Raw genomic sequence first — 13,166 nt, forward strand, 5'->3', positions numbered from 1 at the left:
ATGCGACTGACGAAGCCCCGGTTTTCGCCGCTGAGCGACGCCGAACTCTCGCCCGAACAGGAAGAGGCGCTGAAGGATTTCCGGCCCGGCCCGGTGCTCAATATCTTCCGCACCTTGGCGCGCGCGCCCAAGGCCCTGACCCGGTTCAACGCCTGGGGCGGCTATGTGCTGTCCAGGCGCAACGACCTGCCGGCCCGCGAGCGGGAGATCGTGATCCTGCGCACCGGCTACCTGTGCAAGTCCGGCTACGAGTGGACCCAGCACCACCGGATCGGCCTGCGCGAGGGCCTGACGGCGGACGAGATCGAACGGATCAAACAAGGCGCGGGCGCCGGCTGGAGCGCCGCGGACGCGGCGCTGATCAAGGCCACCGACGAGCTGCACGCCGACCAGTTCGTCGGTGACGCGACCTGGGCCGAACTAGGCAAGCACTTCAGCGACAAGCAGCGCATGGACGTGGTCTTCACCACCGGCCAGTACACCCAGGTCTCGATGATCCTGAACACCTTCGGCGTGCAGCTCGACGAGGGCCAGACCCTCGATCCCGACCTGAAAGGCTTCTGACCATGGCCGGTCGCCTGGAGGGCAAGATCGCGGTCGTCGTCGGCGCCGGCCAGACGCCGGGCGAGACCATCGGCAACGGACGCGCCATGGCGCTGCTGTTCGCCCGCGAAGGGGCGAGCGTGCTCTGCGTCGACCGGGTGGCCGAGCGCGCCGAGGAGACCGCGGTGCTGATCGCCGAAGAAGGCGGGACGGCCTCGTCGCTCGCCGCCGACATCGTCAAGGCCGCCGATTGCGCGAAGATCGTCGAAGAGGCCAAGGCCCGGTTCGGCCGGCTCGACATCCTGATCAACAACGTCGGCATCGGCGGCGGCGACGCCCCGGCGCACCGGCTGGAAGAGGCGGCCTTCGACCGCATCCTGAGCGTCAACCTCAAGGGCATGTGGCTGACCATCAAGGCGGCGCTGCCGGTGATGCGCGAGCAGGAGGGCGGCTCGATCGTCAACATCTCCTCCCTCGCCGCGCGCGCCGGGGGCATCCAACTCGCCTACGAGGTCTCCAAGGCCGGGGTGAACCGGCTGACCACCTCGGTGGCGCAGTCCAACGCCCGCTACGGCGTGCGCTGCAACGCCATCGAGATGGGCTACATGGACACCCCCATGGCGGTGGGCGGCATCGCGTCCGCCACCGGCCGATCCACCGCCGAGGTGCGCGCCGAGCGCGACGCGCGGGTGCCGCTGAAGGGCAAGATGGGCGACGGCTGGGACACCGCCCACGCCGCCCTGTTCCTGGCCTCGGACGACGCGCGCTTCATCTCCGGTGCGATTCTGCCGGTGGATGGGGCGATGGGAGTCCGCATTGGATAGGCGCCGAAGGCCGAAGAAGATCGAATTTGACCAGCCGGGTGGCGCGTTCGTCGAAGCTGGGATGGATGTGCTGCGGCCAGGTTGGCGCGCACGTGCCGAGGCCAATCGCTCTTGGTGGAAGCCGATCGAGATGATGCTGGTGATCGGCCTTTGGCTGGCGATGTGGTGTTGGACTTGGCGCTACGGCCTGTGGTTCGTCCATACGGCAGCCCACCCGGCGAAGAGCTTCCAGGACTTCTATCAGCACAACGTCACGGCCTACTTCTCATTCGCGGCCTTGGCGCTAGCTGTGCCGCTCTTTTGCGTTGCTGGGATTTTGGTGAACTCTGCCGTCGGCTTGGTGCCGCTGCTACGGGAGGTGTCCGAACGTGGCAGCGACAAGTTCCCGCAGCTGACTTTGCAGCGCTCCAACCGCGATCTGGCTCGAGCCTGCCTGAAGATAAGCCTTGTTGCGTTGCCGGTAGCTCTCATTGCCGCCGCTGCGCCGTTCTAGCGCTTTCGCGCCCGACAGCTGAGTTCTAGAAACAAATCTAGACATGCGCTGAAGGGCCCGAAATGCATCCCCGCTTCCAATATGACCTCGACGGCTGCGCGATCCTGGGCGCCATCGAGGCGGTGGGCGACGGTTGGACGCTGAAGATTCTGCGCGAAGCCATCTACGGCCTGCGCCGGTTCGACGATTTCGCCCGCGCGCTGGGCTGCGGGCGCGGCGTGCTGAGCGACCGGCTGAAGAAGCTGACCGCCGCGGGCCTGTTGGAACGCCGTGCCTATGCCGAGCCCGGCCAGCGGCCGCGGGCGGAATACCATCTGACCGACATGGGCTGGGACGTGGTCCCGGCGCTGCTGGCGCTCGGCCAATGGCGGGAGCGCTGGGCGCCCAGCGCCGGCGGACCGGCGATCCGGGTGACGGAGCCGAAGAGCGGGCGGCCGGCGCAGGTGGTGCTGACCGCCGACCCGAAGGCCGCCGCGCTCAGCATGGAGGACGTGCGGATCGCGCTCGGTCCCGGCGCCCGGCGGATCGGCTAGTGCCTGTCTCGAGCGCCTATCGGCCCGATCCGCAATATCCCGCGCTGGGCCCAGAGTTCGCCGACGCCGTCCAGGCCGAGGTCTTCCCCAAGACCATCCTGCGGTTCCGCAACGACCGGGCCGCGGCGAGCGTCGGCCTCGACACGCTCACCGACGACGAATGGATCGCCCATTTCGGGCGTTTCGAGCCGCTGCCCGGCAACATCGATCCGCCGCTGGCGCAGCGCTATCACGGCCACCAGTTCCGCACCTACAACCCCGAGCTCGGCGACGGGCGCGGCTTCACCTTCGCCCAGATGCGCGAGGCCCCCTTACCTGGAAAGACGACCGATCGGCTGCTCGATCTCGGGACCAAGGGCTCGGGCAAGACGCCGTGGTCGCGGACCGCCGATGGCCGGCTGACGCTGAAGGGCGGGGTGCGCGAAGTGCTGGCGACGGCGATGCTGGAGGCGCTGGGGGTTCCGACCTCGCGGTCGTTCTCGCTGATCGAGACCGGCGAGGACCTGAAGCGCGGCGATGAGCCCAGCCCCACCCGCTCGGCGGTGCTGGTGCGGCTCTCGTGGAGCCACATCCGCTTCGGCAGCTTCCAGCGCCACGCCTTCTTCGAGCGCCCCGACCGGCTGACCCAGCTCACCGACCACGTGGTCGAGACCTACTATCCGGAATTGGCCGGCGCGAACGACCGGCCGGTCGCACTCCTGCAGGCGATGGTGGGCCGCGCGGCGCGGCTGACCGCGCGCTGGATGGCGGCCGGCTTCGTGCACGGGGTGCTCAACACCGACAACATGAACCTGACCGGCGAGAGCTTCGACTACGGGCCCTATCGGTTCCTGCCGCACAACGACCCCAACTTCACCGCCGCCTATTTCGACCATGCCGGGCTCTACGCCTTCGGCCGCCAGCCCGAGGCGGTGTTCTGGAACCTGCAGCAGCTGGCCGGCGCGCTCAGCCTGGTCGCGGAGAGCGACGCGCTGGTGGACGCTCTGAACGGCTTTTCCGCCGCCTACCGCGCGGAGCTGACGACCGCGATGCTGGACCGTCTGGGGATGCAGGCGCTGGGAACGGAGGCCGACGCCGCGCTCGTCCAGGCGGCGTTCCGGGCCTTCGCCGAGGGCGGTGAGCGGCTGCGCTGGGAGCCGTTCTTCTTCGACTGGTTCTGCGGCGGCGGGGATCGCGCTCTGAGCGGTCCGCGCGGCGACCTCTATGCGCAACAGGGCTTCGCCGAGTTCCGGCGGATGCTGGCCGGGTTCAAGCCCGAGCGCCCCGAGCGCCTGAGCCACCCCTATTTCGCCCAGCCGGAGCCGGAGGAGCTGCTCTACGACCAGATCGAGGCGCTGTGGGCGCCAATCGCGGCGGACGATGACTGGTCGGCTTTCCACGCCAAGCTGGCCGGCATCGAGGCCGCGCGGCGCGCCTGGGGCCTGCCCGCGCAGGGGACCTGAGCGCAACCTTGAGCGCGCGCTCCGAGTTCTGAGGCTCATCGTCAGCTTGCGGACCCAAGCCTATGAACATCGCCCGGATCGCGGCCGCCGCCGTGTTCGTCGCCACGCCGGCCCTGGCGTCCGGCATGGTGTCGTTCGAGCGGCCGGAAACCCAGACAGACGCCCGCCTCACCGTGACCTCCTCGGCCTTCAAGGCCGTCCAGCCGATCCCGGCGCAGTACAGCGCCTTTGGCCAGAGCATCTCGCCGCAGCTCTCCTGGAGCCTTTCGACCAAGGCCAAGTCCTACGCCGTGCTGGTGGACGATCCGGACGCGCCTGCGGCCCAGCCCGTGTCGCACTGGGTGGTCTGGAACATTCCGCCCGATGTCACCCTGCTGCCGGAGGGCTCGAACACCGGGGTCCAGGGCGCCAACAGCCACAAGGGCAGGGGCTACACGGGCCCGCATCCGCCCGCCGGCGATCCGCCGCACCACTATCATTTCCAGGTCTTCGCGCTGGATCGGATGATCGACCTGCCGGCCGGGGCGACGCGCGACCAATGGCTGGCGGCGGCCAGGGGCCACGTGGTGGCCAAGGGCGAGCTGGTGGGGACCTTCCAGGCGCCTAAGGGCTGACGCTGGCGGGTTTCGGGCGCGAGGCCCACTGGGCCAGGACCACGCCGCTCAGCGCCACCGCCGCGCCCAGGGTCTGCAACGGCCCCAGCGCCTCGCCGAACAGCAGGAAGCCGGCGTAGGTCGCCACCACCGGCTGCACCAGCACCACGACCGAGGCGAGCGAGGTCGGCAAGCGTCCCATCGCCCAGGCGATGGAGCCCTGGCCGGCGGTGTGCACCAGGCCCAGGCCCACGCAGGCGGCGAGGCCGGCCAGCGTCGTCGGCAGGATCTGCTCGCCCAGCAACAGGGCTGAGACCAGCAGCAGCGGCGCGCCCACCACACCCGACCAGAACATCAGCCGGCTCGCCGCCTCGGTCCTGCGGCCCTGCGCGATGGCCAGGAAATAGAGGGCGTACCAGAAGGCGGTGGCGAGCGAGAGCAGGTTGCCGAGCGGGGCGTTGAGCACGGGTGCGCCGGCGCCGCGGCCGATCCCCATCATCCAGGCGCCAGCCACCGCCACCGTCATGGCCAGCAGGAAGAGGGCGCGCGGCCGCTGCTTCAGGAAGATCCAGGCGAAGGCGGTGACCACTACCGGCGCGAGGTTCGAGAGCACCGTCGAGGCGCCGACGGAGGTGTACTTCAGCCCGTAGTGCCAAAAGCCCAGGTCGAGCGCGAAGAACAGGCCGCAGGTGAGCGCGATGGGCGAGGGCCGGCCGAGCGGCCCGCTGGCGCGCCGCGTCATCACCGCCAGCAGCGGGAGCGCGAAGACCAGGCGCCAGAGGCCGGCGGCGGCGGGCCCCGTGCCGGTCAGCCGGACCAGGATGCCGGAAAAGCCGATGACGCAGGCCCCGAAGACCAGCGCGCCCACCGCCTGCCAGCGGTGGGCGCTGTCGCTATGGATCGCCGTGTCGGTCAAAAGCCCAGGTCCCCGCGAAGCTCGTCCGCCGTCATACCGGATGCCCGCAGTTCGCGCAGCGTCTGGGCGCGGTCGCGCTTGGCGTAGCGCTTGCCGTCGGGGCCGGCGAGCAGGCGGTGGTGGCGATAGCCGGGGGTCGGGAGCGCCAGCAGGGCCTGCAGCAGGCGCTGGACGTGGGTCGCCTCGAAGAGGTCGCGGCCGCGGATCACTTCGGTGACCCCCTGCAGGGCGTCGTCCACCACCACTGCCAGATGATAGGCGACCCCGACATCCTTGCGCGCCAGCACCACGTCGCCGCCCAGCTCGGGGCGGGCCTGGATCGTCCCGCGCTCGCCGCCTGGACCCTCGCCGCGCTCGTCGAAGGTCAGGTGGGCGAATCCACCCAGGGCCCGGTCGGCGGCGTCCAGCGACAGGCGCCAGGCATAGGCCTCGCCGGCCTCGACGCGGCGGGCCTCTTCGTCGGGCGGCAGGGGCGCGCCGCGGAAGGCTTCCATCGCGCCATGCGGCGCGCGCTCGATGGCTTCGGCGACCTCGCGGCGGGTGCGGAAGCAGCGATAGATCAGGCCGCGTTCGGAAAGGTCACGCAGCGCCGCGCCATAGTCGGCCATGTGCTGCGACTGGCGGCGGACCGGCTGCTCCCAGGCAAGGCCGAGCCAGGCCAGGTCCTCGTAGATCGCCGTCTCATATTCCGGGCGGCAGCGGGTGGCGTCGATGTCTTCGATGCGCAGGCAGAAGCGGCCGCCGGCGTCGCGGGCGGCGTGGAAGGCGGTGAGGGCGGAAAAGGCATGCCCCCGGTGCAGGTAGCCGGTGGGCGAGGGTGCGAAGCGGGTGACGAAATCGGGTGGGGACACGGCCCCTAGCGTTTAGTCCGCGCCGCCCGGGTGAAACAGGCCCATGTGGGCGAAGATTGCGCGCAGGAACGGGACTTCGCCGCCGCAGGCCGCCTTGATGTGCTCGAACTGCTTGAAGCCGGCCATCTCGGCCAGGCCGTGGGCCGAGCACCAGGCCGCCGTGGTGGCCAGCTCGATCTCGTGGGTGTCGTTGGGGTCGGCGCCGCCCTCGATCATGGTGTCGCGGACCTTGCAGTAGGCGCTGTCGTCGCCCTCCTGCATCTTGTCGGGGAGGTCGGCCCGGTCGCGGGCGGTGTCGTACATCACCCGATAGAGCGCCGGGTTCTCGCGGGCGAAACAGACATAGGCGACGCCCAGGTTGCTCATGGCTTCGCGGGGCGCGCTCGCCGCCGCCTTGGCCTTGGCCAGCGCCGCGTCCAGCAGGTCCCAGCCCTCGTGGGCCACTGCCTCCAGCAGTTCGCCCTTGTCCTTGAAGTGGTGATAGGGGGCGGCCGGACTGACGCCGGCCTCGCGGGCCACGGCGCGGAGCGAGAGCGCGCTCGGCCCTTCAGCTTCCAGGAGACGCCGCGCGGCGTCGACCAGGGCGCGGCTCAGATCGCCGTGGTGATAGGGGCGGGCTTCGGCGGCTTGAGAGTCTCTCATTACCTGACTGTAATACGCGATCTGGGCGCCGTAAAGATATCTTGACACCGCTCAGATATGCGCTATCTTGACGCTGCTCAGATAACCAATGCGCTGTACGCCCATCTGTTTCAACCGATGAATTCGGGGATGGGCGGCGGCTCCAACTTAAAAGGTGTGTGTCCCATGTCTCTCGCCCGCTTCTTCGACAAGATCGCCCCGGCGTTGATCCTCCCGGCCCTCGTGCTGGTGGTGGGATCGTCGATGGCCACCGTCGCCGGCATCTGATCCTCCCCCAGCCGTCAATGCCGGCCGGAAAGGGCTCCCGCGCACGGGAGCCCTTTTTCGTCGCCGCCGCGGCGCCGATCGGATGCATGCATTTTTGCATAGCTGCACTGCACAATTCGACATCTAGGCAACGCTTAGATTAGTGCTATCTAAGCAGTGTCCAAATGGGACTGGGGGCGATCGGGAAACCGGGAGCCGCTAAAAAAAGGAACTAAGTCATGTCGATCCAAATGAACCGCATCCTCGACGTCGTCGCCTCCTTCGCGATCGTTGTCCTCGGCCTCAGCCTCGCCGGCGCCACCGCCGCCGTCGGCGCCTAAGCCAAAGGATGCCTTGCCGATAAGCCTCGCCCGCGCTCAGACGTGTGGCGAGGCCCGGCGCCTCTAATCTCCGGGCCAATTCTGCGTCATGGAGATGTCTCCGAATCTTTCCTATAAGGGTCCCATCAGCGGGGACCGCCCGACTTAGCTGAAGGGCCGCTCGCCGCATCCACGCGTCGCGAACAGGGGCTTAAGTCTTCAGTTCATCAGCGTTCGAAATAGGCGCTCAGCGCACCCCACGTCTCCTGGATCGGGAGGCCGCCCATGCAGGTGCTTAGCCGCCCGCCGTCCGGTTGGCCCGCGCTCGTCCTGAACGCCGATTTCAGGCCGCTCAGCTACTATCCACTCTCGCTCTGGCCCTGGCAGGACGTCATCAAGGCCGTCTTCCTCGACCGCGTCGACGTAGTCTCCACCTACGACCAGGTGGTGCATTCGCCATCCTTCGAGATGAAGCTGCCCAGCGTCGTCTCGCTGAAGCAGTATGTGACTCAGGACCGGCCGCCGGCCTTCACCCGGTTCAACCTGTTCCTGCGCGACGCCTTCACCTGCCAGTACTGCCGCGCGGGCGAGGACCTGACCTTCGACCACGTGATCCCGCGCTCGCGCGGCGGGCGCACCACATGGGAGAACATCGTCACCGCGTGTGCGCGCTGCAACCTGACCAAGGGCGGGCGCACGCCGCGCGAGGCGCACATGCACCCGCTGCACACGCCGCACCGGCCCTCGGCCTTCGAGCTGCAGCAGCATGGCCGCCGCTTCCCGCCGCACCACCTGCACGAAAGCTGGCTCGACTACCTTTACTGGGACATCGAGCTGGAGGCTTAGCGGCGCCCGTGTGTGCTTCGGCGCACATCGTCGCGGTGACGATGGGGCCATGACCGTCAGCCGGGCTCTTGGTTCGGACCTGACGCGGCGGGTTGCCGGGAAAGCAGGGCTGCGGCCTCCGTGCGGTTGCGGGCGCCGGTGAGCTTGAGGATCGCCTGGACGTGTTGTTTGACGGTGGCGACCGAGATCGCCAGTTCGCGGGCGATCAGCTTGTTGCTCTTCCCCTCTCTCAGAGCCTGAAACACGTCGGTCTGGCGCCTTGAGAGTTGCGCGGCCAATTCGCGGCCGTTGGACATGGGCGACCGGCCATTGAGCGGGGCCTGCGGGAAGTAGGCGCCGCCCGCTGCGACAAGGCCGATCGCTGCGGCGATCAACTCAGGACGGGTGGTGGCCGGGATATAGCCGTGGACGCCCGCGGCGATCGCTTGCCTGACCCCGACTCCAGGACCGCATGCGCCGAAGACGACGACCCGCCCCGGCGCGGCGCTGCCCACCATGTCCGACAGCGCCTGTTGCGCCGCGGGCCGATGGTAGACGAGATCGGCGACGATCAGGTCGACGGGCTGGCGGCGCACCGCGGCGGAGGCGTCCTGATGGGATTCCGCCACCGACAGCTCGGCGGTCGGAAAGGTGTTCCGCAGCACGTTTTCCAGCGCGGTCCGAACCAGGGGGTGCTCGCTGACGAGTAGCAACTGCATCCTAGTGCGCTGCGCCCGAAGTTGAGAAACGGCGCGGCGACAACCTTACGGAATTGGCGCCTTCCCCCCCTTCCAATGGGGTCGGCCCTCCCATTTCGGCCACGTTCGAAGCCAGCGCCAGGCGGATGAGCCCCGAGAGGGTCCCGACCCCGGTCTTGCGCATGAGGTGCGCCCGATGCACCTCGACAGTGCGCGGACTGATCCCCAGGCGCTGGGCTATAGCCTTGTTGCGTAGTCCGTCGACCAGGGCGGTCAGGACCTCCCGCTCGCGCGCCGTCAGCGGCGTGAAGCGCTCTCCCGTGTCGGATGGGGAGGCCATGTCCCGACCGCCTGCGCCGCCCGCAAGGGCCTCGGGGGCGAACTCCGATGGAAAATAGGCTCCGCCTGCGGCGACCAGGCTGATCGCGGCAGCGATCACTTCGAGACCGCTGGACGCCGGAATATAGCCATGGGCGCCCGCCGCGATCGCCTGCCGCACGCTCGCCGCCAGGCCGCATTCGCCGAAGACGATGACGCGGCCGGGCGCGGCCCCATCGACCAGGCAAGCCAGATCGTATTGCGGGGCCGCCGAATGGCAGACCCAGTCGGTGACGATCAGATCGACGGCGCGCCGGCGGACGGCCGCAGCCGCGGCCTCCTGGGATTCCATCACCCAGAGCTCGGCGCCTGGGAACATGTTTCGCAGCAGATCTGCCAGCGCCGCCCGCGCCAGAGCATGCTGCGCGGCGAGGAGCGCCCGCATCCTTAGCCCACGACCTCCGATGGGCGCGCCGAATTCCTAGCCGCTAATCTAACAAGTTCAGCGAACGGACTCGCGATTTGGGGACCGAGCAACGTTGTGACGCCCGATACTGGCAGTCGGCTGGAAGCAATATTACAAATTTGGAAGCCCTTTCTTCTCTTTTCGACTGAGCATCCAATCCTCTATGGGCCGCGATAATCTTTAGGGCCAGTGCATGTTCTGCACGCGTGAATTCAACGACTGAATACGCGGAGCCTCGACAGCCGTCGTTGCGTGACGGGATCGTGACGTCCGCGGCCCAGCTCTGACCACACCGCCGCGCCGCGTCCGGTCTCGGCCGCCCTGGCCAATTGGCTAGGGTCAAGTGGCCCAACGGCCCAACGGCCGATTCAGAAGTATTAAGCCCATCTGATCAAAGTATATAGTTCCAATTAGTCTCATTTGGACAAATTCATGGCCCTTCAGTTACTTAGCATTAATGGGGCGATCAATAGATTGGCGAAGACATTTGAATGATCATCATCGTTTTATCAACTTGGGGCGGGAAGGTCTGCCGCAAGTTCGTCAGGAACGCGGAGTTAGACGTGAAAAACATCCCGATCATTGGAAAATTCCTCGCGGTGCTCGCCCTCTTCGGACTCTTTGTCCTTGGCGTGGCGTTCTACGCGACGAGTCAGCTCAAGAAGATCGACGCCGGCTACAGCGCCATAATCGACGCCGACGCAGCGACCCCGCTCCTGGCGCGCGGCAGTCGCGCCGCACAATCGGCTCGCGCGAGCATCGGCGATCTGATGATCGCCACCAGCGACGAGACCGACCGCAAGGCGGAAGCCGCGATCGCCGAATCTCGCAAGAGCCTGGTCGACTTCATGGATCAGGCCGCAAAGGCCTCCCCGTCCGACGCCCCTGACATCCAGGCATTGAAGGCCCAGAGCCTTTCGGTCATCGACAACGACTGCGCGGAGTCGATGCGCCTGGGCAAGGCGGCCACGGCCCCCGCCGACGTGATCAAGACCCTGCCGGTCTATGCACAGCAGTGCGCGCCCAAGTTCGGGCCGCTCGAACCGGCCTTCGCGGCCAAGATCGACGCCATGACCAAGGCCGCGAACAAGGCCAGCGACGACCTGACCGCCACCACCAACCGCACGATCATGTTGACCTTCGGCGTGATCCTGGGCGGCCTCGTCCTGGTCGTCGGCTTCGCCTTTTTCGCCATCCGCACCTGGGTCGCCCGCCCCTTGAAGGGCCTCAACGAGACCATGGAGAGCCTGGCCAAAGGCGATCTGACGGTTGCGGTCGCCGGCGAGGACCGGCGCGACGAGGTCGGCTCGATGGCCAAGACCGTGCAGGTGTTCAAAGACGCGGCGATCGAAAAGCAGCGGCTGGAAGCCGAGGCCGCAGATCAGCGCCGCCGGACCGAGGAGGAGCGCGCCCGCAACGAGGCGGAGCGCGAAGCCGCGGCCAAGCAGCAGGCGACCGTCGTCGAATCCCTCGCGACCGGGCTGGCCAGGCTGTCCGAAGGCGACCTTGTGTACCGGCTGAACGCCGCCTTCGCGGCGGAGTACGAACAGCTCCGCTCCGACTTCAACAGCGCCATGGACAAGCTCGAGGAGACGATGCGGGTCGTCTCGGCCAACACCGACGGAATCCGGTCGGGCGCGGAAGAGATTTCCCAGGCCTCCGACGATCTGTCGCGGCGGACCGAACAACAGGCGGCCAGCCTTGAGGAAACGGCCGCGGCGCTCGATGAGATCACCGCGACGGTGCGCAAGACCGCCTCGGGCGCCAGGGATGCGAGCGAAGTGGTCACCGCGGCCAAGGCCGAGGCGGAGCACTCCGGCGCGGTGGTGGCCGAGGCGGTTCAGGCCATGGGCGAAATCGAGCAGTCCTCCGGCCAGATCAGCCAGATCATCGGGGTGATCGACGAGATCGCCTTCCAGACCAACCTGCTGGCGCTGAACGCCGGCGTCGAGGCCGCCCGCGCCGGCGACGCCGGTAAGGGCTTCGCGGTCGTCGCCTCCGAAGTGCGGGCCTTGGCGCAGCGCTCGGCGGAGGCGGCCAAGGAGATCAAGACTCTGATCTCGGCCTCCTCGCATCAGGTGGTCCAGGGCGTCGCCCTGGTCGGCGACACCGGCCGGGCCTTGCAATCGATCGTCACCCAGGTGGCCAAGATCGACACCCTGGTCCTGGACATCGCGGCCTCCGCCCAGGAGCAGTCGACCGGGCTTCAGCAGGTCAACACCGCGGTCAACCAGATGGACCAGGTGGTGCAGCAGAACGCCGCCATGGTCGAGGAACAGACGGCCGCCACGCACGCGCTCAAAAGCGAGACCAGCGAGCTCTCCGGGTTGATTTCGCGGTTCAAGGTGGCTGCCGCCAAGGCGCCGGCGCGATCCGCCCCGCGGCCGGCCGAGGCGCGCGACCGGGCCGCGCCGTCGCCGGCGCGGGCCATAGCCCGCAAGGTCGCCGCCAGCGTCGGCGGGGCGGCGATCGCGGAAGACGAATGGTCGGAGTTCTGAGGATGGGTCCGCCTGCCCTCCATCAGGGTTCGCCGCGCGAACTGATCTCCTTCCGGCTGGCCGCCCAGGACTTCTGCGTCGACATCATGGCGGTGCGTGAAATCCGCGGCTGGACGCCCGCCACGGCGCTGCCCGGCTCGCCGAACTTCGTCTGCGGCGTGATCAACCTGCGCGGCGCGGTTCTGCCGATCGTCGACCTGGCCTTTCGGCTCGGTTTCGACACGACCGATCCGACGGCCAAGCACGTGATCATCGTGGTGGAACTCGGCGGCCGGGTGATCGGCCTGCTGGTCGACGGCGTGTCGGATATCCTCACGGTGACCGACGACGCGATCCAGCCGACGCCGGATGTCGCGTCAGACGCCGCCAAGTCCTTCGTCCGCGGCTTATTGCCCGGCGAGGGGCGCATGATCAGCCTCCTTGGCCTCGACCACATCGTGCCGCAGTCCGATCTGGAGGCGGCGTGACCGCCTCCCCGAAGGGTTCCCCCAAAAGCTTTCCCTCCATTCTTGTCTCGTGAGATCTGTTCATGAACGCTCCGAACCGCGCCAACGACACCAACCTGCAACTTCGGCTTGCGGCCCTCGAAATCGACCTGGGCAGCGTCGTGGCCCTCAGCAACGCCCTGTTGCAAGGGGTGAGCGCGACCGGGCCGCAAATGCATCACGCCATCGACCGGGCGCTGGAGGAGGCGTTGCACGCGATCGCGACCGAAGATCGGCGGGGCTCTGCCGCGGTGCATTCGATCGTCACGGAAGTCCGCGAAAGACTGCGGACTGAGACCGGCCTGCGCAATCGTATGGCGCAGGACGTCGAGCGCCTGATGATCCGCAAGGCTGATGCTCTTCCGAGCGAACGCGGAATCGTCGTCGAGGGCGATTTCAATGGCCCTAACGCCCGGCGACCCTCGGCGAAACCCGTTTGAGGCCGCCCGGCGGGGTTCACTAGGGGAATGGAT

Annotated in this window: 16 protein-coding genes; 11 read left to right on the forward strand and 5 right to left on the reverse strand. The window is 68.0% G+C overall.

Features of this window, described 5'->3' with window-relative positions; genetic code table 11:
• The 6 genes from VKQ35_RS03995 to VKQ35_RS04020 all read left to right on the forward strand — a co-directional run bounded on the left by VKQ35_RS03995 (position 1) and on the right by VKQ35_RS04020 (position 4,449).
• On the forward strand, positions 1–564 hold the full coding sequence (locus tag VKQ35_RS03995; protein ID WP_324358763.1) for a carboxymuconolactone decarboxylase family protein: 564 nt from the start codon (positions 1–3) through the stop codon (positions 562–564).
• 2 nt (positions 565–566) lie between these two features.
• Positions 567–1,367, forward strand: a complete 801-nt coding sequence (locus VKQ35_RS04000) for an SDR family NAD(P)-dependent oxidoreductase (protein ID WP_324358764.1) — start codon at positions 567–569, stop codon at positions 1,365–1,367.
• Positions 1,360–1,860 (forward strand): hypothetical protein, encoded by a 501-nt coding sequence (locus tag VKQ35_RS04005; protein WP_324358765.1) that lies wholly within the window; start codon positions 1,360–1,362, stop codon positions 1,858–1,860. Before VKQ35_RS04000 ends, VKQ35_RS04005 begins: the two co-directional genes overlap by 8 nt.
• A 62-nt stretch (positions 1,861–1,922) precedes the next feature.
• Positions 1,923–2,393, forward strand: coding sequence for a helix-turn-helix domain-containing protein (locus tag VKQ35_RS04010; protein ID WP_324358766.1), 471 nt, complete (start codon positions 1,923–1,925; stop codon positions 2,391–2,393).
• On the forward strand, positions 2,393–3,835 hold the full coding sequence (locus VKQ35_RS04015) for a protein adenylyltransferase SelO (protein WP_324358767.1): 1,443 nt from the start codon (positions 2,393–2,395) through the stop codon (positions 3,833–3,835). The genes VKQ35_RS04010 and VKQ35_RS04015 overlap by 1 nt, the downstream gene beginning before the upstream one ends.
• A 62-nt stretch (positions 3,836–3,897) precedes the next feature.
• A complete protein-coding gene (locus VKQ35_RS04020) occupies positions 3,898–4,449 on the forward strand; it encodes a YbhB/YbcL family Raf kinase inhibitor-like protein (protein WP_324358768.1) in 552 nt (183 codons plus the stop codon).
• Here the strand turns inward: VKQ35_RS04020 and VKQ35_RS04025 are convergent.
• Genes VKQ35_RS04025 through VKQ35_RS04035 form a run of 3 tightly spaced genes read right to left on the reverse strand, consistent with a single transcriptional unit; the run spans position 4,439 to position 6,837 of the window.
• Positions 4,439–5,344 carry a DMT family transporter gene (locus VKQ35_RS04025; protein WP_324358769.1) on the reverse strand — a complete coding sequence of 302 codons (906 nt, stop codon included), beginning with the start codon at positions 5,342–5,344 and terminating at the stop codon, positions 4,439–4,441. The two genes, VKQ35_RS04020 and VKQ35_RS04025, sit on opposite strands and share 11 nt — an antisense overlap.
• Positions 5,341–6,195 carry a tRNA glutamyl-Q(34) synthetase GluQRS gene (gluQRS, locus tag VKQ35_RS04030; protein ID WP_324358771.1) on the reverse strand — a complete coding sequence of 285 codons (855 nt, stop codon included), beginning with the start codon at positions 6,193–6,195 and terminating at the stop codon, positions 5,341–5,343. The genes VKQ35_RS04025 and gluQRS overlap by 4 nt, the downstream gene beginning before the upstream one ends.
• 12 nt (positions 6,196–6,207) lie before the next feature.
• Positions 6,208–6,837, reverse strand: coding sequence for a TetR/AcrR family transcriptional regulator (locus VKQ35_RS04035; RefSeq protein WP_324358773.1), 630 nt, complete (start codon positions 6,835–6,837; stop codon positions 6,208–6,210).
• 57 nt (positions 6,838–6,894) lie between these two features.
• On the opposite strand from VKQ35_RS04035, the gene VKQ35_RS04040 reads away from it, so the two are divergent.
• Positions 6,895–7,104 (forward strand): hypothetical protein, encoded by a 210-nt coding sequence (locus VKQ35_RS04040; protein WP_324358775.1) that lies wholly within the window; start codon positions 6,895–6,897, stop codon positions 7,102–7,104.
• Positions 7,105–7,688: 584 nt separating this feature from the next.
• Positions 7,689–8,249, forward strand: a complete 561-nt coding sequence (locus tag VKQ35_RS04045; protein ID WP_324358777.1) for an HNH endonuclease — start codon at positions 7,689–7,691, stop codon at positions 8,247–8,249.
• A gap of 56 nt (positions 8,250–8,305) precedes the next feature.
• On the opposite strand, the gene VKQ35_RS04050 is transcribed toward VKQ35_RS04045, so the two are convergent.
• Together VKQ35_RS04050 and VKQ35_RS04055 are read right to left on the reverse strand one after the other, a co-directional pair.
• Positions 8,306–8,947, reverse strand: coding sequence for a response regulator transcription factor (locus tag VKQ35_RS04050; protein WP_324358779.1), 642 nt, complete (start codon positions 8,945–8,947; stop codon positions 8,306–8,308).
• Between the two features lies 1 nt (position 8,948).
• Positions 8,949–9,689, reverse strand: coding sequence for a response regulator transcription factor (locus VKQ35_RS04055; protein ID WP_324358781.1), 741 nt, complete (start codon positions 9,687–9,689; stop codon positions 8,949–8,951).
• A 584-nt stretch (positions 9,690–10,273) separates the two neighbouring features.
• Here VKQ35_RS04055 and VKQ35_RS04060 point away from each other — a divergent pair.
• From VKQ35_RS04060 to VKQ35_RS04070, 3 genes are all read left to right on the forward strand, one after another.
• A complete protein-coding gene (locus VKQ35_RS04060; RefSeq protein WP_324358784.1) occupies positions 10,274–12,208 on the forward strand; it encodes a methyl-accepting chemotaxis protein in 1,935 nt (644 codons plus the stop codon).
• A 2-nt stretch (positions 12,209–12,210) separates the two neighbouring features.
• Complete coding sequence (locus VKQ35_RS04065; protein ID WP_324358786.1) at positions 12,211–12,675, forward strand: chemotaxis protein CheW; 465 nt, start codon at positions 12,211–12,213, stop codon at positions 12,673–12,675.
• Positions 12,676–12,737: 62 nt separating this feature from the next.
• Positions 12,738–13,133 (forward strand): hypothetical protein, encoded by a 396-nt coding sequence (locus VKQ35_RS04070; protein WP_324358788.1) that lies wholly within the window; start codon positions 12,738–12,740, stop codon positions 13,131–13,133.
• Positions 13,134–13,166 lie beyond the last annotated feature (33 nt).

The sequence above is a fragment of the Phenylobacterium sp. genome, from assembly GCF_035309685.1.
Taxonomy (GTDB): Bacteria; Pseudomonadota; Alphaproteobacteria; order Caulobacterales; family Caulobacteraceae; genus Phenylobacterium.